This is a genomic window from Bradyrhizobium sp. 930_D9_N1_4 (genome assembly GCF_052076015.1).
Taxonomy (GTDB): domain Bacteria; phylum Pseudomonadota; class Alphaproteobacteria; order Rhizobiales; family Xanthobacteraceae; genus Bradyrhizobium.
The window spans coordinates 2255120-2274812 of sequence record NZ_CP197236.1; the positions used below are offsets into that span (position 1 = coordinate 2255120).

21 protein-coding genes are annotated in these 19693 nt (G+C 64.3%); 17 read left to right on the forward strand and 4 right to left on the reverse strand.

Annotated features, from left to right (window positions below):
* Nucleotides 1–51 precede the first annotated feature (51 nt).
* Nucleotides 52–966 (reverse strand): alpha/beta fold hydrolase, encoded by a 915-nt coding sequence (locus AB7532_RS10490; protein WP_441234715.1) that lies wholly within the window; start codon nt 964–966, stop codon nt 52–54.
* Between the two features lie 164 nt (nt 967–1130).
* On the opposite strand from AB7532_RS10490, the gene AB7532_RS10495 reads away from it, so the two are divergent.
* From AB7532_RS10495 to AB7532_RS10570, 16 genes are all read left to right on the forward strand, one after another.
* A complete protein-coding gene (locus tag AB7532_RS10495; RefSeq protein WP_441234716.1) occupies nt 1131–1514 on the forward strand; it encodes a hypothetical protein in 384 nt (127 codons plus the stop codon).
* The gene (locus AB7532_RS10500) at nt 1511–2593 is read left to right on the forward strand and encodes a PHA/PHB synthase family protein (RefSeq protein WP_441234717.1); all 1083 of its coding nucleotides are present in this window, start codon (nt 1511–1513) and stop codon (nt 2591–2593) included. Before AB7532_RS10495 ends, AB7532_RS10500 begins: the two co-directional genes overlap by 4 nt.
* Nucleotides 2590–3183 (forward strand): N-acetyltransferase family protein, encoded by a 594-nt coding sequence (locus AB7532_RS10505; RefSeq protein WP_441234718.1) that lies wholly within the window; start codon nt 2590–2592, stop codon nt 3181–3183. The genes AB7532_RS10500 and AB7532_RS10505 overlap by 4 nt, the downstream gene beginning before the upstream one ends.
* Nucleotides 3184–3382: 199 nt before the next feature.
* Entirely contained in the window at nt 3383–3838 is a 456-nt protein-coding gene (locus AB7532_RS10510; RefSeq protein ID WP_441234719.1) for a phasin, read from the forward strand.
* Between the two features lie 179 nt (nt 3839–4017).
* Nucleotides 4018–5301 (forward strand): DUF445 domain-containing protein, encoded by a 1284-nt coding sequence (locus tag AB7532_RS10515; RefSeq protein WP_441234720.1) that lies wholly within the window; start codon nt 4018–4020, stop codon nt 5299–5301.
* 203 nt (nt 5302–5504) lie between these two features.
* Complete coding sequence (locus tag AB7532_RS10520) at nt 5505–6275, forward strand: alpha/beta hydrolase (RefSeq protein WP_441234721.1); 771 nt, start codon at nt 5505–5507, stop codon at nt 6273–6275.
* 197 nt (nt 6276–6472) lie between these two features.
* Complete coding sequence (gene paaX / locus AB7532_RS10525) at nt 6473–7339, forward strand: phenylacetic acid degradation operon negative regulatory protein PaaX (RefSeq protein ID WP_441234722.1); 867 nt, start codon at nt 6473–6475, stop codon at nt 7337–7339.
* Nucleotides 7340–7415: 76 nt separating this feature from the next.
* Nucleotides 7416–8408, forward strand: a complete 993-nt coding sequence (gene paaA / locus AB7532_RS10530; RefSeq protein ID WP_441234723.1) for a 1,2-phenylacetyl-CoA epoxidase subunit PaaA — start codon at nt 7416–7418, stop codon at nt 8406–8408.
* A gap of 10 nt (nt 8409–8418) precedes the next feature.
* Complete coding sequence (gene paaB / locus AB7532_RS10535) at nt 8419–8706, forward strand: 1,2-phenylacetyl-CoA epoxidase subunit PaaB (protein ID WP_008136594.1); 288 nt, start codon at nt 8419–8421, stop codon at nt 8704–8706.
* Nucleotides 8706–9482 (forward strand): 1,2-phenylacetyl-CoA epoxidase subunit PaaC, encoded by a 777-nt coding sequence (gene paaC, locus AB7532_RS10540; protein ID WP_441234724.1) that lies wholly within the window; start codon nt 8706–8708, stop codon nt 9480–9482. Before paaB ends, paaC begins: the two co-directional genes overlap by 1 nt.
* Complete coding sequence (gene paaD, locus AB7532_RS10545) at nt 9476–9979, forward strand: 1,2-phenylacetyl-CoA epoxidase subunit PaaD (protein ID WP_441234725.1); 504 nt, start codon at nt 9476–9478, stop codon at nt 9977–9979. Before paaC ends, paaD begins: the two co-directional genes overlap by 7 nt.
* Before the next feature lie 128 nt (nt 9980–10107).
* On the forward strand, nt 10108–11190 hold the full coding sequence (paaE, locus tag AB7532_RS10550; protein ID WP_441234726.1) for a 1,2-phenylacetyl-CoA epoxidase subunit PaaE: 1083 nt from the start codon (nt 10108–10110) through the stop codon (nt 11188–11190).
* Nucleotides 11191–11245: 55 nt separating this feature from the next.
* Nucleotides 11246–11695, forward strand: coding sequence for a hydroxyphenylacetyl-CoA thioesterase PaaI (gene paaI / locus AB7532_RS10555; RefSeq protein ID WP_441234727.1), 450 nt, complete (start codon nt 11246–11248; stop codon nt 11693–11695).
* Nucleotides 11696–11726: 31 nt separating this feature from the next.
* Complete coding sequence (gene paaK / locus AB7532_RS10560; protein ID WP_441234728.1) at nt 11727–13058, forward strand: phenylacetate--CoA ligase PaaK; 1332 nt, start codon at nt 11727–11729, stop codon at nt 13056–13058.
* 65 nt (nt 13059–13123) lie between these two features.
* On the forward strand, nt 13124–14125 hold the full coding sequence (locus AB7532_RS10565; protein ID WP_441234729.1) for a quinone oxidoreductase family protein: 1002 nt from the start codon (nt 13124–13126) through the stop codon (nt 14123–14125).
* A 115-nt stretch (nt 14126–14240) separates the two neighbouring features.
* Nucleotides 14241–15296, forward strand: a complete 1056-nt coding sequence (locus AB7532_RS10570; protein WP_441234730.1) for a YeeE/YedE family protein — start codon at nt 14241–14243, stop codon at nt 15294–15296.
* On the opposite strand, the gene AB7532_RS10575 is transcribed toward AB7532_RS10570, so the two are convergent.
* Complete coding sequence (locus AB7532_RS10575; protein ID WP_441234731.1) at nt 15275–16189, reverse strand: DMT family transporter; 915 nt, start codon at nt 16187–16189, stop codon at nt 15275–15277. The genes AB7532_RS10570 and AB7532_RS10575 overlap by 22 nt on opposite strands.
* A 100-nt stretch (nt 16190–16289) precedes the next feature.
* On the opposite strand from AB7532_RS10575, the gene pdxR reads away from it, so the two are divergent.
* Nucleotides 16290–17720: a MocR-like pyridoxine biosynthesis transcription factor PdxR gene (gene pdxR, locus AB7532_RS10580; RefSeq protein ID WP_441239238.1), complete on the forward strand. Its 1431-nt coding sequence runs from the start codon at nt 16290–16292 to the stop codon at nt 17718–17720.
* Nucleotides 17721–17781: 61 nt separating this feature from the next.
* Here the strand turns inward: pdxR and AB7532_RS10585 are convergent, their stop codons facing one another.
* Nucleotides 17782–19005 carry a bifunctional alpha/beta hydrolase/OsmC family protein gene (locus AB7532_RS10585; protein WP_441234732.1) on the reverse strand — a complete coding sequence of 408 codons (1224 nt, stop codon included), beginning with the start codon at nt 19003–19005 and terminating at the stop codon, nt 17782–17784.
* Nucleotides 19006–19030: 25 nt separating this feature from the next.
* The gene (locus AB7532_RS10590; protein ID WP_441234733.1) at nt 19031–19690 is read right to left on the reverse strand and encodes a sulfite oxidase-like oxidoreductase; all 660 of its coding nucleotides are present in this window, start codon (nt 19688–19690) and stop codon (nt 19031–19033) included.
* Between the last annotated feature and the right edge of the window lie 3 nt (nt 19691–19693).

Sequence of the window (19693 nt, forward strand, 5' to 3'; positions counted from 1 at the left end):
AAGAGAGTAACCAACAGCTTACATGGTCACCGTCAGGAGACCTGGGTTGGTCTAAGCCGCCTGTGCCCCCGCGCCATGCGCGTGCTTGTCGATGGCACGGATGATCTCGGGCCAGAAGCGCATAGGCAAGGCATGGCCCATACCGTCGATCATCAACAGCTTGGCGCCCGGAATCGACTCTGCGGTGTCCTTGCCGCCCTCGGGACGGACCAGGGGATCGACCGTGCCGTGGATCACCAGCGTCGGCGTCTTCACGCCATGCAGCCGTTCCTTGCGGCTGCCGGAGGCGAGCACGGCGCGGAGCTGCCGGCCGACGCCGGCCGGATTGAGCCCGCGCGCAAACACGCGCTCGGCACGATCGGGGTCGAGCGCCTCTTCTTCCGGAAAGGACCCGGCGCGCAACACTTTCCAGGTCTGGCCGTAACGGACGATGAACTCCTCCTTGCTCTGTGGCGGCGGCGCCATCAGCATTGCGGCGGCCTCGCGCGTCGGCGGCGGCACGCGCGGATTGCCCGTCGTCGACATGATCGAGGTCAGCGAGCGCACGCGCTCGGGAAACGACAGCGTCACCTCCTGCGCGATCATGCCGCCCATGGAGGCGCCGACGAGATGTGCCGACTTGATGCCGAGCGCGTCCATCAGGCCGACCGTGTCCTTGGCCATGTCGATCAGCTTGTAGGTCGCCGCGACGGGAATTCTGAGAAAGCGCAGCTTCAGCAATTCGAGCGGCGTCAGGCGCTTGCCGCCGGTAAGATGGCTCGATTTGCCGATGTCGCGATTGTCGAAGCGGATCACGCGAAAACCATGTGTCGCGAGTTGCTCGCAGAACGCATCGTCCCAGTGGATCATCTGCGCCCCGAGCCCCATGATCAGCAGCAGCGGCTCGGCATTGTCGTTGCCGAAGATCTCGTAGCAGATGTCGATGCCGTTGGCGCGGACGGTCTGGGGTGGCTGATGGGCGATCACGGATGCGTTCCCTTCGCTTCTGATCCCTGTGTATCGCACGGTTTCACGCCGCACAGAAGCGGTGTGCGCCGCACTGGGCGACCTGCCGGTTGACCGGCATCGCGCAACGGTGTGGTATGGCAAAAAAGAAGGGCATCGCAGCTCTCGATATCAGGAGGACGCCGATGACCGACAAGACCAATGACCCCGTTGCCATGTGGCAGAAGATGGTGGGCGAGATGGAGAAGGGATTCAACTCCTTCGCCAACCAGGCCATGTCTTCGCCCGAATTTTCGCAAGTCGTGAACCGCGCAGGAGGAGTTGCTGCAGGTGCTCAGAAGCAGCTCGGCGAGCTCATGGAGAAATACCTCGTCACGATGAACCTGCCGAGCCGGGAGCAGGTGACGAGTCTCGCTGAACGGCTTCAATCGATTGAATCGCAGATTGGCGAGATGAAGTCGATGCTGAGCCAGATGGCAGCAAGTTCCGGAATCTCGCAAGGTTTCGACGGGGCGCCGAAGCCGCCGCGGACGAAGCGCCCGCCCTCCGAAAACGGAGAGCAGACATGAACGCGCCGACGGGACTTGATTTTGCGGCCATCCCGGAGCGAATTCAGTCCGAGGTGCAGCGCGCGATCCAGCGCAGCATCAAGGGCGTCGAGTATTTCTCGACCTCCGGCCCCACGCTCGGCTCGACGCCGAAGGACGTGCTGCATTCGCGGGGCACGATGAGCCTCTATCATTATCGGCCGATGTCGGACGAGATCTACCGCGTCCCGGTGCTGATCGTGATGGCCACCACCAACCGCGGCTACATTCTCGACCTCGTGCCCGGCCAGAGCTTCATCGAGTTCCTGTTGAAGCGCGGCTACGACGTCTACATGCTCGACTGGAGCGCGCCGCGGCCGGAGGAGAAGAGCCTGCGGATGGAGGACTATGTCCTCGACTTCATCCCGGATTGCGTCCGCCGCGTGCAGGCCGATTCCGGCGAGCAGGAGGTTTCCGTCATCGGCTATTGCTTCGGCGGCGTGCTGTCGCTGCTCTATGGCTCGATCCATCAGGATGGGCCGATGAAGAATCTGATCTGCTTTACGACGCCGATCGACTTCCGCGAGATGAAGCTGTTCTCAAATTTCTCCGACCGCCGCTATTTCGACGTCGACCGCCTCGTCGACAGTGTCGGCAACGTGCCGCCGGAAATGATCCTGTCCTCGTTCGAGATGTTGCGCCCGGCTTCGCGCACGGTGAGCCAGATCCAGCTCTGGGAAAATATCTGGAACGACGAGTTCGTGAAGTCGTACCGGATGTTCGACCGCTGGGCGACCGACACGCTGCCGCTCGCGGGGGAATACTTCCGCACCATCACCAAGGACCTGATGTGGGACAACAAGCTGTTCAACGACACCATGTCGGTCGGCGGCCGCGCGGCGAAGCTCGAAGACATCAAGGTGCCGTTCCTGCATGCGGTCGCCGAACACGATCACATCGTGCCCTATGACGCTGCCAAGCATTTGATTGCGAAGATCGGCTCCGAGGACAAGGAAGAGGTGATGCTGAAGGGCGGTCACGTCTCGCTGGTCGCCGGGGCCAATGCGGTGAAGCGGCTGTGGCCGAAACTGGACTCCTGGCTGGGGAAGAGATCGACATGAGTGAGCAGCGTTCCTATCCGCGACACGTCAAGACCGATGCCGGCGATATCGAAATCCGCGTGATGTCGCCCGCGGACGAGGCCGCGGTGCTTGCCTTCGGCCAGGGCCTGCCGACCCATGACCTGCTCTTTCTGCCGCGCAACATCAGCGAGCCGAAGGTGCTGTCGGCCTGGGTCAAGGAGATCGAGCGCGGTGCGATCACCAGTCTTCTTGCCGTGAGGGATGCCAAGGTCGTCGGCTGCGGCACGCTGGTGCGCGATCCGCATTCCTGGTCGCCCCATGTCGGCGAGATCCGCATGGTGGTTTCGCTCGACGTGCGCGGGAAGGGGGTCGGGCGGGCGCTGTCGCAGGAGACCTTTGCCCTCGCGCTCGGTGCCGGCCTCGAAAAGCTCTCGGTCCAGATGACGGTGGACCAGCAGGCTGCGATCGCGCTGTTCGAGAGCCTCGGCTTCAAGGCCGAGGCGTTGCTGCGCGACCACGTCAGGGATGTCGACGGCAAGACCCACGACATTGTCGTGCTCGGCCACAACATCGCGCAGGTTCAGGCCCAGATGGAGGCCTACGGGCTGCCTGGCGCCGTCCACCACTAGGAGCGTCTAGTCTGAGGGGGAACAGGCTGGCTACGGAAGCATCAGGTTGCCTCCCGTTAAGGCCGTTCACGGATTCGTGATATCGCAGTGCAATATGAATATTGCATCGCACAATTAACTATGCCATATAAGTCGTGCCCCGGGCCAATGCGGACGGGGTGAGCCCATAGCTCAAAACAATGAGGATGGAGAGAACCCCATGACCACCGAAACCAACACCGCTTTCGAAGGCTTCAAAGACGCGTTCAAGAACATCCAGAACCTGGAAGTTCCCGAGGCCGCCCGCGAGTTCGTGAAGAAGTCTGCCAACACCGCCAAGGACCGTGCTGCCGAGGTGTTCGCTGGCTCCGAGCGCGTGACCGCCGCCGTCGAGAGCGCGGTGACCGAGTCCGTCACTGAAGCCGGCAAGATCAGCCGCAACATCCAGCAGGCGATTTATGACGACGCCCAGGCGTTCTTCGCCGGCATCGACAAGCTCGCCTCGGCCAAGTCGGTCAGCGAAGCCGTCGAGATCCAGTCGGGCCTGCTCCGCGCCCGCGGCGAAGTGTTCGTCTCGCGCGCCAAGGCGACCGCCGACTATTTCGGCGAGCTCGCCGCCAATGGTGCGAAGTCCGCTCAGGACAACTTTGCCAAGGTCTACAACAAGACCGCCTGATCCGGCGCCCTGAGACCAAACTGAAATTTGAGGCCCGCTTCGGCGGGCCTTTTGTTTTCGTGGCACCGCCGTCATTGGCAGTCGTCATTGCGAGCGAAGCGAAGCAATCCAGTTCGTCTCCATGGAAAGATTCTGGATTGCTTCGCTTCGCTCGCAATGACGGGTAGGGTGATGCAGTCATGGCTTCATCAGGCACCTTCTTCGATACCCCGGGCGACGCCGAACGCGCGGCCGAGCTGCGCCGCGTGAAGGCGCTGGCGACGCTGGTGCTGGCCTCGACGCTGGCGCTGTTCGTCGTCGCGAAATGGCTGCTGCCGGTGCATCCCGTGTTCGGCTTCATCGCGGCCTTCGCGGAGGCTGCGACCATCGGCGGGATCGCCGACTGGTATGCGGTGGTCGCGCTGTTCAAGCGGCCGCTGGGCCTGCCGATCCCGCATACCGCGATCATCCAGAGCAATCAGGCCCGCATCGCCGACAAGCTCGGCGAGTTCATTCAGGTGCATTTCCTCGAGGCAGGTCCGGTCGAGGCCAAGCTGAGGGAGATTGATTTCGGTTCTTTCGTCGCGGACTGGCTGCGCGACCGCAAGCGCAGCGATGATCTCGCGCGCTTTGCGTTGCGCCTGCTGCCGGAGGCCGTCTCCGCGACTGAGAGCTCCGGCCTGATGACGTTCATCATCCGCCGCATGTCCTCGCAGCTCCAGGCGATCGACCTCGCGCCACTCGCGGCCGGCACGTTGCGCGGCTTCGTGGCGGAGGGGCGGCATCAGATCCTGTTCGACGATCTCCTGCGCGTGATGCACGAGACGCTGAACCAGACGGAGACGATGGCGATGATCCGCGAGAAGGTGCGCGCGGAGTTGCCGACCCTGCTCAGGCTCTATCGCGCCGACAAGTTTCTGGTGAACAAGATCGTGTCATCCGCCACCGCTTTCTTCAACGAGGTGCGCAGCGATCCCAAGCATCCGTTCCGCGGCGAGTTCGACCGCATGGTGCTGAGCTTCGTCGACCGGCTCGGCACCGACCAGGCCTATATCGACCGCATCGACGGATTGAAGCGCGATCTGCTTGCGCGGCCCGAGCTTGCCGATCTCGCGCGCACCGTCTGGGCCAACACACGCTCTTTCATCGAGCGTAGCGCGTCGGGCGAAACGCAAGTCTTGCAGCACCATCTTGCCGGCATGTTCGTCGCCGCGGGCGAAGCGCTGGCCGGCGATGCCGAGCTGCGAGGCGAGATCAACAAAGGCCTGGTGGCCGTGCTGCGCAGCTTCGTCTCCGACCAGAAGAGCGGCGTCTCGACTTTCATCTCCGACCAGGTCAAGGGCTGGGACATGGCGCAGCTGATTTCGCTGATCGAAATCAACATCGGGCGCGACCTGCAATACATCCGCTTCAACGGTTCGCTGATCGGCGGCCTCGCCGGCCTCGCGCTTTACTCCGTAGAATCCCTGCTTCGATTGCTGTGACTTTTGCGTCACGGCCGTTAGCATTAACGCGTAGGCCTATTGTGGCCTCGTGTCTCTCCCGCTTGAATGTGCGGAACCGGCCGCCTAACTGATTCATGTTGCGCTGCGGAACGTTCAAGAAGCCGGCGTGTTGGAATTCATGCCCATTTGCCGGCATCGCTGCCGGCGGGCTTTCCAGGAATTTTGCTCCAGGGGATTAATTGATGACCGCTACCGCCCAGACGCTGCGTCCGCCGTCCCGTACTCTGATGTTCCTGGAGGGGCGCGCGATCCACGAGTTCGGCGCATTTCTCGGCGCGCTGCCGCTGCTCAGCCTCGCGCCGCGTGGCGACGGGCATCCGGTGCTGGTGCTGCCGGGCCTTGTGGCCTCCGATGCATCCACGCGCGCACTGCGGACGTTTCTGTCGGGCAAGGGCTATGCGGCGAGCGGCTGGCGTCAGGGCCGCAATTACGGCCTGCGTGAGGGCGTCCAGCATGCCATGGTCGATCTGGTCGAGGAGCTCAGCGACAAGCATGGCTGCAAGATCAGCCTGGTCGGCTGGAGCCTCGGCGGCCTCTACGCGCGCCAGCTCGCCAAGATGATGCCCGAGCGCGTGCGTCAGGTGATCACGCTCGGCAGCCCCTTTGCCGGCGATCCCCGTTCGACCAATGCCTGGCAGGTCTATGAATGGGTCAGCGGGCAGAAATCCGATCAGGTCGATCCGCGCTTCGGGGGCGATCTCGCCGTTCCGCCGCCGGTGCCGACAACCGCCATCTTCAGCCGCACCGACGGCGTCTGCGCCTGGCAGGGCTGCATGGAGAAGTCGGGGGCGCAGACCGAGAGCATCGAGATCGAGAGCAGCCATTGCGGCATGGGCCACCATCCCGCCGCCGTCTATGCAGTGGCCGATCGCCTCGCGCAGAAGGAAGGCCAGTGGCGCCCCTTCGACCGCAGCGGCTGGCGCAGCATGGTCTATCCCGATCCGCATCGATAGCCGGGCCTGCATGGTTCGAGACGCGCGGCTGTGCCGCGCTCCTCACCATGAGGGTTGAGAGCGAGTGACGCCGAGCCAAGGCAGTCAGACCTCATCCTGAGGAGGCGCGAAGCGCCGTCTCGAAGGAGAGAGCCCGGCTCTCGCATTGTCGCACCCGTCCATTGTCGCGCCCGCACCAAACGCGCTATGCCTCGCGCATGGCGCATCCGTTGTCCCGCATCATCGACCAGCTCAAGCGCGAGCCATCGCGCACCGGCTCCATCGTCATTACCGTGTTCGGCGACGCCATCGTGCCGCGCGGTGGCTCGGTGTGGCTCGGCACGCTGCTGGAATTTTTCGAAAGCCTCGATATCGACAGCGGCGTCGTCCGCACCGCGATGTCGCGCCTCGCCGCCGATGGCTGGCTGACGCGCGAAAAGGTCGGCCGCAACAGTTTCTATCGCCTGGCCGACAAGGGCAGCCAGACCTTCGAAGCCGCCACGCGCCACATCTACGATCCGCCGCCGTCGGACTGGACCGGACGCTTCGAGCTGCTGCTGATCGGCAATGGCGAAGATCGCGACGCCTCGCGCGACGCACTGCGCAATGCCGGCTTCGGCAGTCCGCTGCCGGGCGTCTGGGTGGCACCTTCGGGCGTGCCCGTGCCGGACGAGGCCGCGGGCGCCATTCGTCTCGAAGTCTCGGCCGAAGACGACAGCGGTCGCCGTCTGCTCAGTGCGAGCTGGCCGCTGGAACGCACCGCGGACGCCTATCTGAAATTCATGAAGACGTTCGAGCCGTTGCGCGCTGCGATCGCGCGCGGCACGGATTTGTCCGAGGCTGATGCCTTCACCGCGCGCATCTTGTTGATCCACCATTACCGCCGCGTCGTGCTGCGCGATCCATTGCTGCCGGACAGCCTGCTGCCGGCTGATTGGCCGGGCCGGGCGGCGCGTGAACTCTGCGGCGAGATCTATCGCGCGCTGCTTGCTGCGTCCGAACAATGGCTTGACGGCCATGGAACCAATGAAGAAGGCGCGCTGCCTCCGGCCCGGAAGCTTCTGGAGAGGAGATTCGAAGTCTGATCGACATGTTACAGAAATATCTTGCATGACGTAATTCTTGTTATATATTGCCTCCCAATAAAACGGGAGGATGCGCATGTATACCCAGGCGCTGAACACGGCCGAGGCGGACGATCGCGGTCTCGAGGACGCGGCCAAGGCTGCGCAATTCCAGGCCCGCATCGATGCCGAGGAGCGCATCGAGCCGAACGACTGGATGCCGGCGGCCTATCGTAAGACGCTCACCCGCCAGATTTCCCAGCACGCCCATTCCGAAATCGTCGGCATGCTGCCCGAAGGCAACTGGATCACGCGCGCGCCGACCTTGCGCCGCAAGGCCGCGCTGCTTGCCAAGGTGCAGGACGAGTGCGGCCACGGGCTCTATCTCTACGCCGCCGCCGAGACGCTCGGCACCTCGCGCGAAGAGCTGGTCGACGCGATGCTCGCCGGCAAGGCCAAGTACTCCTCGATCTTCAACTACCCGACGCTGACCTGGGCCGACATCGGCACCGTCGGATGGCTGGTCGACGGCGCCGCGATCATGAACCAGATCCCGCTGTGCCGCTGCTCCTATGGCCCCTATGCGCGCGCGATGATCCGCGTCTGCAAGGAGGAGTCGTTTCACCAGCGCCAGGGCTACGAGATCATGCTGACGCTGTGCCGCGGCTCGGACGAGCAGAAGGCGATGGCGCAGGATGCGCTGAACCGCTGGTGGTGGCCGGTGCTGATGATGTTCGGCCCGCCCGATGCCACGAGCCAGCACAGCGACACCTCGACCAAATGGAAGATCAAGCGCTTCTCCAATGACGAGCTGCGCCAGAAATTCGTCGATGCCACCGTGCCGCAGGCGCAATATCTCGGGCTCACCATTCCCGATCCGGGCATGACACAGGATGCCGACGGGCACTGGCGCTACAGCGAGATCGACTGGACCGAGTTCAAGCAGGTGCTTGCTGGCAACGGTCCGTGCAACCGCGACCGCATGGTTGCGCGCCGCAAGTCACACGAGGAAGGCGCCTGGGTTCGCGAAGCGGCCGCCGCCTATGCCGCCAAGCGCGCGCAGCGTCGGACCGCACAAGCTGCGGAATAGGGAGATCGCAATGGCCACGCCGAACACGCCGCTGTGGGAAGTCTTCATTCGCAGCCGCAACGGGCTCGCGCACAAGCATGTCGGATCGCTGCATGCGAGCGACGCCACCATGGCGCTGCAAGCCGCCCGCGACATTTACACCCGTCGCGGCGAAGGCCTCTCGATCTGGGTCGTGCCGTCCACCGCGATCACCGCAAGCGACCCCGCCGAAAAGGGCATGATGTTCGAACCGGCCGAATCCAAGATCTACCGGCATCCGACGTTCTACGAGGTGCCCGAGGAAGTGGGGCACATGTAATGGCGAGCGCCAACATCGAGGTCTCCGAAACGCCGCTGGTGCTCTACACGCTGCGCCGCGCCGACGATGCGCTGATCCTCGGCCACCGGCTGTCGGAGTGGTGCGGGCATGCGCCGATGATGGAAGAGGACATGGCGCTGTCCAATATCGCGCTCGACCTCATCGGCCAGGCGCGGGAGCTCTACAGCTATGCCGCGAAGGCCGAAGGCGGCGATAACGACGAGGACAAGCTCGCTTACCTGCGCGACGTCAGGCAGTACCGGAATCTGCTGCTGGTCGAGCAGCCCAATGGCGACTTCGCCCAGACCTTGGTGCGGCAGTTCTTCTATTCTGCCTTTGCCGACCTCTATTGGCGCGCCACAATGACTTCGCGCGATGCGACGCTCGCGGCCATCGCTGCCAAGTCCGAGAAGGAGAGCGCCTATCATCTGCGTCATGCCTCGGAATGGATCATCCGGCTCGGCGACGGCACGGACGAGAGCCATCAACGCGCGCAGGCCGCGATCGATCACCTCTGGGCCTTCACCGGCGAGATGTTCGCCGTCGACGACGGTGAACGCGCCCTGATCCATGCCGGTATTGCCATCGATCCCGGAACCTTGCGCGGCCGCTGGCTGACGACACTCTCCGCTGTCGTCGGTGAAGCAGCGCTCACGCTGCCGCAGAGCGACTGGATGCAGCAGGGTGGGCGTGCGGGCCGGCACAGCGAGCATCTCGGCCATCTCCTGTCCGAGCTGCAATCGATGCAGCGCACGTTTCCGGGGCAGACATGGTGACGGTGCTGGAGCGCGACAGCGAGCTGCGCCGGCGCGCCTGGGATGCCGCCGCAAGCGTGGTCGATCCCGAAATCCCGGTGCTGACCATCGCCGATCTCGGCGTGCTGCGTGATGTCGTTCTCGACGGCGATCATGTCGAGGTCGCGATCACGCCGACTTATTCGGGCTGCCCGGCCATGAACATGATTACGCTCGAAATCGAAGTCGCGCTGGAGCGCGCCGGTTTCCATCGTCCGAAGGTGCGCACCGTGCTGTCGCCGGCCTGGACCACCGACTGGATGAGCGAGGAGGGCCGCCGCAAGCTGCACGCCTATGGCATCGCGCCGCCGCAAGGCTCGAACTCGCGCCGCGCGCTGTTTGGCGCGCAGGCCGTCGCGTGCCCGCAATGCGGCTCGGACAAGACCGAGCTGTTGTCCGAGTTCGGCTCGACCTCCTGCAAGGCGCTCTGGCGCTGCAAGGCCTGCCGCGAACCCTTTGATTACTTCAAGTGTCATTGAGGGCATGTGATGCCAACCCCATCGTCATTGCGAGCGCAGCGAAGCAATCCAGACTGTCTCTGCGGTGGCAGTCTGGATTGCTTCGTCGCAAGAGCTCCTCGCAATGACGGCGATGTAGGGTCTTTCTAATGTCAGCAGCAGCCCCCCGCTTTCATCGCCTGGCCGTCAACGATCTCCGCCGCGAGGCGTCCGACGCCGTGTCGATGACCTTTGCGGTCCCCGGCGAACTTGCCGGCGACTACGCTTTCGCGCCCGGCCAGTACCTCACGCTCCGCACCATGCTGGATGGCGAGGAGGTCCGTCGCTCTTATTCGATCTGTTCCGGGCCCGACGATGGCGAGATTCGTATTGCCGTGAAGAAGGTCGACGGTGGCGCGTTTTCAAACTGGGCCGCGGACGAACTCAAATGCGGCGACGAACTCGATGTGATGACGCCGACCGGACGCTTTGGCGTCGTCCCGCCGGCGGATAGCGGACGCATCCATGTCGGCTTTGCCGCAGGCTCCGGCATCACGCCGATCCTGTCGATCGTCAAGGGCGTTCTCGCGCGGGAGCCGGACAGCCGCTTCTTCCTGTTCTACGGCAATCGCGCCACCGACAACATCATGTTCCTCGAAGCACTCGAGGAGCTGAAGGATCGTTTCATCGACCGCCTTTCGATCTTCCACGTCATCTCCGGCGAGGAGCAGGACATCCCGATCCTGCACGGCCGGCTCGACGGCGACAAGGTGAGGGTGCTGCTGCGCTCCCTGGTGCCGGCCGCCAGCGTCGACCATGTCTTCGTCTGCGGTCCCTCCGGCATGAGCGAGGACATCGAGGCAACCTGTCGTGATCTCGGCATCGCGGAAGAGCGTATCCATGTTGAACGATTCGTCTCCGAGTTCGGCGGCAAACCGCGACCGAAGAAGATAGTTGCACCGGACGCGCCGCCGAAGGCGATCGCCTCCCTGATCATCGACGGCAAGCGCCGTGACGTGCCGGTCGCCGAGGACGAGGCGATCCTCGATGCGGCGCTGCGCGCCGGTGTCGATCTGCCCTTTGCGTGCAAGGGCGGCATGTGCTCGACCTGCCGCGCGAAACTGGTTGAAGGCGAGGCGCCGATGGACCTCAACTATTCGCTGGAGCCCTGGGAACTCAAAGCCGGCTTCGTCCTGACCTGCCAGGCCAAGCCCTCGTCGGAGCGGGTCGTGGTCGATTACGATCACGTTTGACAGTTATAGCCAGGCAGCAGAGCATTATGGGTAAACATTTGGCCGGGAGAAGCGCGTGAACGTCAAAGCCATCCTGTCGCCCGAGGATATTGCCCGCGCCTGTGCCGACGCGATGTGGGCGGAGGACGATGCCTCCAAGGGGCTCGGCATGGAGATCGTCGAGATCGGCCCGGGCTTTGCGACGCTGGCAATGAATGTGCGGCCGGACATGGTCAACGGCCAGCGCATCGCCCATGGCGGCTTCATCTTCACGCTCGCCGATTCCGCCTTCGCCTTTGCCTGCAATTCGCACAATGAACGTGTCGTGGCGGCACAGGGTCAGATCACCTTCATCAAGCCGGGCAAGCTCGGCGATCGCCTCGTCGCGAAGGCGCGCGAGGTCACCCGCGGCGGCCGCTCCGGCATCTACGACGTGCGGGTCACGGCAGGCGACACCGTCATTGCGGAATTCCGCGGGCATTCGCGTGTCATTCCCGGCAAATGGCTGCCGGCGCAAGATCAATAAAGAGAAGAACAATCAATGTGGGGAAACGAGAATGGCTTCGACGAAGCTGAAGGAAGGCGGCCACACCTATAAGGCCGAGATGGACGCGCAGGAGCGGGCGTCACGCGACGAGATCATGGCGCTGCAGACGCAGCGGCTGGCCTGGTCGCTGAAGCACGCCTACGACAACGTCGCGCACTATCGCAACGCGTTCGACAAGGCCGGTGTGCATCCGTCAGACTTTCGCGAGTTGTCGGATCTCGCGAAGTTCCCGTTCACGGTGAAGACGGATCTGCGCGACAATTATCCCTTCAACATGTTCGCCGTGCCGCGCGAAAAGCTGGTGCGCGTACATGCGTCGTCCGGAACGACGGGCAAGCCGATCGTGGTGGGCTATACGCAACGCGACATCGATACCTGGTCGGAGGTGATGGCGCGCTCGATCCGCGCCGCCGGCGGCCGCACCGGCATGATCATTCACAACGCCTATGGCTACGGCCTCTTCACCGGTGGTCTCGGCGTGCACTACGGCGCCGAGAAGCTCGGCTGCACGGTGGTGCCGATCTCCGGCGGCATGACCGAGCGGCAGGTGCAGCTCATCAACGATTTCCGGCCCGACATCATCACGGTGACGCCGAGCTACATGCTGGCGATCCTGGATGAGTTCAAGCGGCAAAAGCTCGATCCGCGCCAGTGCTCCCTCAAGGTCGGCATCTTCGGCGCCGAGCCCTGGACCAACGCGATGCGTGAAGAGATCGAGCACGCCTTCGACATGGATGCGACCGACATCTATGGCCTCTCCGAAGTGATCGGTCCCGGCGTCGCGCAGGAGTGCATCGAGACCAAGGACGGCCTGCACATCTGGGAGGACCATTTCTATCCGGAAGTGATCGATCCCGTGACAGGCGCGGTGCTGCCCGATGGCGAGAAGGGCGAGCTGGTTTTCACCTCGCTCACCAAGGAAGGTTTTCCGGTGATCCGCTATCGCACCCGCGACCTGACGCGGCTGCTGCCGGGCACGGCGCGGCCGGGCATGCGGCGCATGGAGAAGGTGACCGGCCGCTCGGACGACATGATCATCCTGCGCGGCGTCAACCTGTTCCCGACCCAGATCGAGGAGGTGCTGCTCGCGACCGACTGGTGCGGCGGACACTTCATCCTCGAGTTGACCCGCGAGGGTCGCATGGACGAATTGACCATCATTGCCGAGGCGCGGACAGAGAGCTGGGATGGCCGCGGTCTGCTCGACCATGCCGATCGGATTTCGACCCATATCAAGAACACGATCGGGATCAGCTCGAAGGTTCAGATCGTGCCCCCTGACACGCTGGAGCGCTCGCTCGGCAAGGCCAGGCGGCTCTACGACAAGCGGCCCAAGGACTGACTTGACGGATTGACTTGACCGTCCCCAAAGGCGACAAGGCCCGCGAGAAATTGCGGGTCTTTTCCATGTCGCCAGCACCCAAAACCGTCGAAGCGCGCTGTGTGCGCCTCAATGCCAAAGCCGAGAACGCTGCCGCACTCGCGCCGGTGGTTGAGCATCATGCGCTCACGCGCGGTCCGAACGATCTGCTGATCGAGGTGAAGGCAGCAGCCGTCAATCCCTCCGACGTCAAGGCTGCAACGGGCCTGATGCCCTATGCCATCTTCCCTCGCACGCCAGGCCGCGATTACGCCGGCGTGGTGATCGACGGGCCGGTCGGCGCGGTGGGACGCGAAGTGTTCGGCTCCTCCGGTGATCTCGGCATCCGCCGCGACGGCACCCACGCCAGCCATCTCGTCGTCGAGGCCGATGCCGTGGTGGAGAAACCGAACACGGTGTCCTGGGAAGAGGCCGCCGGCATCGGCGTGCCCTTCGTCACCGCGATGGAAGGGTTTCGCCGCGCCGGCATTCCAAAGGCGAGCGAAACGGTGCTGGTGTTTGGCGTCAACGGCAAGGTCGGTCAGGCCGCGGTGCAGATCGCGACCTGGCAGGGCGCGCGCGTCATCGGCGTGGTGCGCAAGGCGGAAGCCTATGATGGGCACGCCAATGCCCCCATCGAAGTGATCGATGCTTCGGCGACCGATGTCGCCACGCGCGTACGCGAATTGACCGGTGGCAAGGGCGCGGACATCGTCTTCAACACGGTCGGCGATCCCTATTTCCAGGCCGCGCACAAGTCGCTTGCGCTACGCGGTCGCCAGATCCTGATCGCCGCGATCGACCGCATCGTGCAGTTCAACATCCTCGAATTCTACCGGGGGCAGCACACCTATGTCGGCATCGACACGCTCGGGCTGTCCTCGGCCGCGACCGGCGCGGTGCTGCGCGATCTCGGCCCCGGTTTTGCGAGTGGACACCTCAAGCCGTTCCCGATCAAGGCGAATGCCGTGTATCCGCTGGAGCGCGCAAGGGAGGCCTATGCCGCTGTCGCTGGCTCGTCGCGCGACCGCGTGATCCTGAAGCCGTAGTACACCGTCATTGCGAGCGTAGCGAAGCAATCCAGACATGCATCCGGGGAGACAGACTGGATTGCTTCGCTGCGCTCGCAATGACGGAGCATGGCGAGAGGCCTGAGAACAACCAATGGACTCCACCCAGCTCGTCATCCTCGCCGGCCTCGTCATCGGCCTCGTCTACGGCGCCGTCGGCCTGCTCAGCGGCTTCTGCCTGATGAGCAGCATGCGCGGCTGGCTGGCCGGGGGAGACGGGCGGCCGGTGCGGTCCTATGCGCTGGCGATTGCGGTGGCGATCGCCGCCAGCCAGTTCCTCGCCGGCAACGGCATGGTCGATCTCGGCAAGTCGATCTACCTGCAACCAACCTTCTCGGTACCGGTGCTGTTCCTCGGCGGTCTGCTGTTCGGCTACGGCATGGTGCTGTCGAATGGCTGCGGCTCGCGGGCGCTGGTGCTGCTCGGCCGTGGCAATCTCCGTTCCTTCGTGGTCGTGATCGTGCTCGGCATCGCCGCGCAGATGACGCTCAAGGGCTTGATCGCACCGGCGCGCATTGCGCTGGTTCAGGCTTCGCAAACCACCGTCAGCGTCAATTCGCTGCCGTCGTTGCTGGCAACGCTCGGAGCTGCGGAAGCTGTTTCGCGGGCGCTGGCCGCTGTCGTGGTCGTCGTCGCGCTGATCCTGTTTGCTTTCGCGCATCCGGCGTTTCGGCGGTCGCCGGGCCAGATCGCAGCAGGAATCATCGTCGGTCTTCTCGTCGCCGGCGGCTGGTTCGTTACCGGCTATATCGGTGCCGATGATTTCAACCCGGTGCCGGTGACATCGCTCACCTTTATCGCGCCGATCGCGGACGCCTTGCAATACGCCATGCTCTCGACCGGCCTGACGCTCAACTTCGGCATCGCGACGGTTGCCGGAGTCTTCGCCGGCAGTCTGATCACAGCGCTCGCCACCGGCCGCTTCCATCTCGAAGGCTATTCCTCACCGCGCCACATGCTGCGCTCAGGCACCGGCGCCGCGCTGATGGGGATCGGCGGGGTGATGGCGTTCGGCTGTTCGATCGGTCAGGGGCTCACCGGCATGTCGACCCTCGCGCTGGGTTCGTTTGTCGCGGTCGCCGGCATCCTGCTCGGCACGACGGCCGGCCTGCGCGGCGCGTTGCGCGTTCAGCCACTCGCGGTGGCCTGACCGCGCAGCAGCCGGTCGCCCAGAGTCGCAAGACCGATGCCGGCGACGATCAGTCCGGCCGCAACGGCAAGGCTCATATCGATCGGCTCGCCCAGCAGGATTGCGGCAGTTGCGATCCCGACGAGCGGCGTTCCCGTGGTGCCGAGCGAGGTCGTCAGGGCCGAGATGCTCTTGTTGACCATCGACATCGCCCAATAAGCCAGCGCCGTTCCGATCAGGCCTGAGTACAGGGACAGCAGGACGAGCCTCCACGACCACTCCGCGTGCGGCAGACCATCGACGACGAGTGCGCTGACCGTCAGCAAAATCGTCGCGACGAGAACCTGCCAGATCAGCAGCTGGAGCGGCGAGGCGATCCAGTGATGCGCGCGGATATAGATGATGTTCGCGGCCCAGGAGATCGCGGCCAGGACGACCATGCCGGCGCCGATCAAGACGTTGGCATTGGACCAGTCGATTGAGGTCGGATTCAGGATCACGGCAAGGCCGATCATTCCGAGCAGGGCGCCGGCGAGCTTTGGCGCGGTCAGTGTGTCCTTCCCGAGCAGGGGCGCGGCGATCGCGACCCAGAGCGGCGTGGTGTAGCCGAGCACGATGGCCTTGCTCGCGGGCAGGAAGCGCACACCGGCCGCAACCAGGACCGAGAATATCGTCATGTGCAGCAGCGCGACGCTCAGGACCACGGGGATGTCACGCCGCTCCGGGATGACCAGATTGTTGCTCAGTCCGAGGATCACGAACAATGCCGCCAGGGCGATCCAGCTGCGGATTGCTGCGGTCCACAGCGGCGGGAGCAACTGCACGAGTTGCTTGGTCACCGACCAGTTGACGCCCCAGGCCAGCACGACGATCAGGAACAGGCCGATGGCCGCACGGGATGAGAGGGAGTTCATCGCAAAATCCTTGAAGCAGTCCGGTTCCGCAGATAGCATCCTCGCTGGCACCTGAAAAAGTGCCAGATCAGAAAGGAATGAGGTGCCAGTTTCGGAAGCGATGATCGTCGCGCAGATCGACCTGAAACGGGCGGATGACGAGGGACTGGTGGCTCAGTTGACAAGCCAGCTCCGAAGCCTGATCGCGACCGGACGCCTGGGCAAAGGCAGCGCGCTGCCGTCGAGCCGCCGGCTTGCGAGTGACCTCGGCGTTTCGCGCAATACCGTCACCTATGCGTTCGAGCAGCTTGCCGCGGAGGGATATCTGGCGGCGTCACGCGGGCGCCGCCCGGTAGTGACGGTCGACGGCGGCCAGCGCATCGAAGGGGTCGGCGCCGCCGCGTCGCGCGTCCGCTCTGCCAGGACGCAGCTCTCGCCTTGGGCTGCGAAGTTCAAGCAGACCGACTGGTCGATATCCTATCAGGCACCCCTCAAGCCGCTGCGTCCGGGGCACGGCGATTTCAGGGAGTTTCCGAACGATATCTGGGCACGCTGCCTGCGCCGTAGTGCTGTGCGCGCAGCCAGGCGCGAGCTTGGTTTGGTCAACCGGACGCGGCTGCGTGAGGCGCTGGCGCATTATCTGGCGACCAGCCGGGGCGTACGTGCCACGGCGGACCAGATCCTGATCCTTCCGAGTGCGCAGGCGGCGCTGACCTTGATCGCGGCCGTGCTCGTTGCGCCCGGTGACGAAGTCTGGGTCGAGGATCCCGGCTATCCCGGCGCCGCGGCCGCTTTCCACGCGTCCGGCGCGCGCGTGACGGGCATGAGGCTGGACGAGCAGGGCATGCAGCGGATGCCGGGAATGGCCGCGCCAAAGCTCATCTTCATGACGCCGTCGCATCAGCACCCGACCGGACGGCTGATGTCGCTGGCGCGCCGCACCGAGTTTCTCAGGTCAAGTCGGCCCGGCAAGACCTGGATCGTGGAGGACGATTACGACGGCGAATTCCATTACGACAGCCGGCCGGTGCCGGCCTTGCAGGGTCTCGATGCGCATGGCCGCGTGTTCTATGTCGGCACCTTCTCGAAGGCGACGACCTCGGATATCCGGCTTGGCTACCTCGTCGTGCCGCAGGCGCTGGTCGGCACACTGGAGATCGCACAGCGGCATATCGGCCTGATTGCGTCCAGCCAGATCCAGGAAGCGCTCGCCGAGTTCATTGCGGACGGTCATTTCCTGGCGCATTTGCGCCGGATGCGCCGACTCTATCACACGCGCCGCGATCACCTCGTCGAAGGGCTGGAGCGCCATCTCGGCGAGGTGCTTACGGCCGAAGTGCCCTCGGGCGGCATCCAGCTCGTTGCGCGCTTCAAGCGCGGTCGCGCTGATCAGGCGGCCGTCAAGCGGCTGGCCGAGGCTGGCGTTGTGGCGCGAGCACTGTCCAGCCTGGCGTTGGAACGGCCGCGCGATCACGGCTTGCTGCTCGGCTTTGCGGCGTGGCGCGAGAACGAGATCAGCGCGGCGCTGCGGACGATGGTATCGTGCTTCTAGAGCATGGTCCGGAAATGCGTGAAGCGGTTTCCCAAGAGATCATGCTCGAAACAATGATCCGCTAGTCCACGGCCTTCGTCACGATGCGGATTTCGGAGGTCAGCGTCCGGTGCACCGGGCACTTGTCGGCGATCTCCATCAGTTTCTTGCGCTGCTCGGCATCGAGCGTGCCGTCGATGGCGATGTCGCGCTCGATCTGGTCGAGCATGCCGTCCCGCGTCTCGCACTCCGCACAGTCCTTGGCGTGGATTTTCGAATGTTTCAGCGTGACGGTGACGCGATCGAGCGGTAGCGATTTCCGGTCAGCATAGAGGCGCATGGTCATGGAGGTGCAGGCGCCGAGCCCTGCGAGCAGGAAGTCATAGGGGCCGGGGCCCGCATCCTCGCCGCCGGCCGCGACCGGCTCGTCCGCCACCAGATGATGCGGCCCGACTGTGATGATCTGGTTGAATTTGCTCTTGCGAGTTTCTTGCACCACGACCTTGCGCGGTTCTTCCGCCGCACCGGTGGTCTTCGCGACCTTTGACGTGTCGATATAACGGCTTGCCCAGGCGGCGATCAATTCGGCAGCGTAGAGCGCGTCGGCCGGCTTGCTCAGCAGATGATCGGCGTGGTCGAGCGAAACGAAGCTTTTGGGGTGCTTCGCCGCCACGAAAATCTTCGTTGCATTGTCGATGCCGACGGTGTCGTCGACGGGCGATTGCATGATCAGCAGCGCCTTGTGCAAGCCGGTGATGTCCTTCATCAACGCGTGCTCGGCGATGTCGTCGAGGAACTCGCGCTTGATCCGGAATGGACGGCCCGCGAGCGAGACTTCGACCTCGCCCTGCGCGCGGATACTGTCGATATGCTCTTTAAACAGACCGGTCACATGCGTCGGGTCGGAAGGCGCGGCGATGGTCGCGACCGCCTTGGCTTCGGGGATTTGTCCGGCCGCTGCAAGGATTGCGGCGCCGCCAAGGCTGTGACCGATCAGGAGCGACGGGGCCTTGCGGGTCGTCCGGAGATGATCGGCAGCGCGCACGAGATCGGCGACGTTGGAGGAGAAGGTCGAATTGGCGAAATCGCCTTCACTGGAGCCGAGCCCGGTGAAGTCGAAGCGCAGCACGGCGATGCCCTTGGCGGCAAGCGCAACCGAGATGCGCTTGGCCGCCAGCGTATCCTTGCCGCAGGTGAAGCAGTGCGCAAACAGCGCGTAGGCCGTGGGCTCGCCGTCCGGCAGCTCCAGCGCCGCCGCCAATTGATGGCCGCCTTCGCCCGTGAATTGAAAGCGTTCCGTCGGCATGGGCTTTCCCCCGTCCTGCTTGAACCTAATCGCCTGAATAGCGCTGCTCGGCCCAGGGATCGCCGCGGTTATGATAGCCGCGGACTTCCCAGAAACCCGGCGCGTCGTCGGTTACGAATTCGATCGCCTGGAGCCACTTTGCGCTCTTCCAGAAATACAGATGCGGCACGACCAGCCGCACCGGGCCGCCATGCTCGTCCGACAGCGGCGCCCCCGACCAGCTGTGGGCGAGCAGGGCGTCCTCGGCGGCAAAGTCTTCCAGCGCGAGATTTGTGGTGTAGCCGTCATAGGAATGCAGCACGACGAAGCGTGCGTCGTCGCGCGGCTGGCAGGCCGCGAGCAACTCGCGCGTCGCAAGCCCTTCCCACTGATTGTCGTAACGAGACCAGGTCGTGACGCAATGGATATCGGAGGTGAACTGCGCCTGCTTGTGCGCGGCGAACTCCGCATAAGTCCAGAACACAGGAGTCTCGACCGCACCATAGACGTCGAGCCGCCAGCGCTCGCGCGACACCGGCGGAACGACGCCGAGATCGAGCACCGGCCAGTCCTTGGTCAGGTGCTGTCCCGGCGGCAGCCGCTGATCCCCAGGGCGCGTGATCTTGCCGGTGAGGAAGCGGCCCTCGCGCGCCCATTTTTCCTTGGTGCGCGTCAGCTTGCTGTCGGACGGTGTTTCGTCAGCCATGAC

What these genes read in the sequence shown, in the direction of transcription:
- AB7532_RS10495 (WP_441234716.1), top strand. Translation starts at nt 1,131, where the DNA reads ATGACCGACAAGACCAATGACCCCGTTGCCATGTGGCAGAAGATGGTG.
- AB7532_RS10570 (WP_441234730.1), top strand. Translation starts at nt 14,241, where the DNA reads ATGGACTCCACCCAGCTCGTCATCCTCGCCGGCCTCGTCATCGGCCTC.
- pdxR (WP_441239238.1), top strand. Translation starts at nt 16,290, where the DNA reads ATGATCGTCGCGCAGATCGACCTGAAACGGGCGGATGACGAGGGACTG.
- AB7532_RS10500 (WP_441234717.1), top strand. Translation starts at nt 1,511, where the DNA reads ATGAACGCGCCGACGGGACTTGATTTTGCGGCCATCCCGGAGCGAATT.
- AB7532_RS10575 (WP_441234731.1), bottom strand. Translation starts at nt 16,189, where the DNA reads ATGAACTCCCTCTCATCCCGTGCGGCCATCGGCCTGTTCCTGATCGTC.
- paaA (WP_441234723.1), top strand. Translation starts at nt 7,416, where the DNA reads ATGTATACCCAGGCGCTGAACACGGCCGAGGCGGACGATCGCGGTCTC.
- paaE (WP_441234726.1), top strand. Translation starts at nt 10,108, where the DNA reads ATGTCAGCAGCAGCCCCCCGCTTTCATCGCCTGGCCGTCAACGATCTC.
- AB7532_RS10590 (WP_441234733.1), bottom strand. Translation starts at nt 19,690, where the DNA reads ATGGCTGACGAAACACCGTCCGACAGCAAGCTGACGCGCACCAAGGAA.
- paaK (WP_441234728.1), top strand. Translation starts at nt 11,727, where the DNA reads ATGGCTTCGACGAAGCTGAAGGAAGGCGGCCACACCTATAAGGCCGAG.
- paaB (WP_008136594.1), top strand. Translation starts at nt 8,419, where the DNA reads ATGGCCACGCCGAACACGCCGCTGTGGGAAGTCTTCATTCGCAGCCGC.
- paaC (WP_441234724.1), top strand. Translation starts at nt 8,706, where the DNA reads ATGGCGAGCGCCAACATCGAGGTCTCCGAAACGCCGCTGGTGCTCTAC.
- AB7532_RS10520 (WP_441234721.1), top strand. Translation starts at nt 5,505, where the DNA reads ATGACCGCTACCGCCCAGACGCTGCGTCCGCCGTCCCGTACTCTGATG.
- AB7532_RS10565 (WP_441234729.1), top strand. Translation starts at nt 13,124, where the DNA reads ATGTCGCCAGCACCCAAAACCGTCGAAGCGCGCTGTGTGCGCCTCAAT.
- AB7532_RS10510 (WP_441234719.1), top strand. Translation starts at nt 3,383, where the DNA reads ATGACCACCGAAACCAACACCGCTTTCGAAGGCTTCAAAGACGCGTTC.
- AB7532_RS10505 (WP_441234718.1), top strand. Translation starts at nt 2,590, where the DNA reads ATGAGTGAGCAGCGTTCCTATCCGCGACACGTCAAGACCGATGCCGGC.
- AB7532_RS10515 (WP_441234720.1), top strand. Translation starts at nt 4,018, where the DNA reads ATGGCTTCATCAGGCACCTTCTTCGATACCCCGGGCGACGCCGAACGC.
- AB7532_RS10585 (WP_441234732.1), bottom strand. Translation starts at nt 19,005, where the DNA reads ATGCCGACGGAACGCTTTCAATTCACGGGCGAAGGCGGCCATCAATTG.
- paaD (WP_441234725.1), top strand. Translation starts at nt 9,476, where the DNA reads ATGGTGACGGTGCTGGAGCGCGACAGCGAGCTGCGCCGGCGCGCCTGG.
- paaX (WP_441234722.1), top strand. Translation starts at nt 6,473, where the DNA reads ATGGCGCATCCGTTGTCCCGCATCATCGACCAGCTCAAGCGCGAGCCA.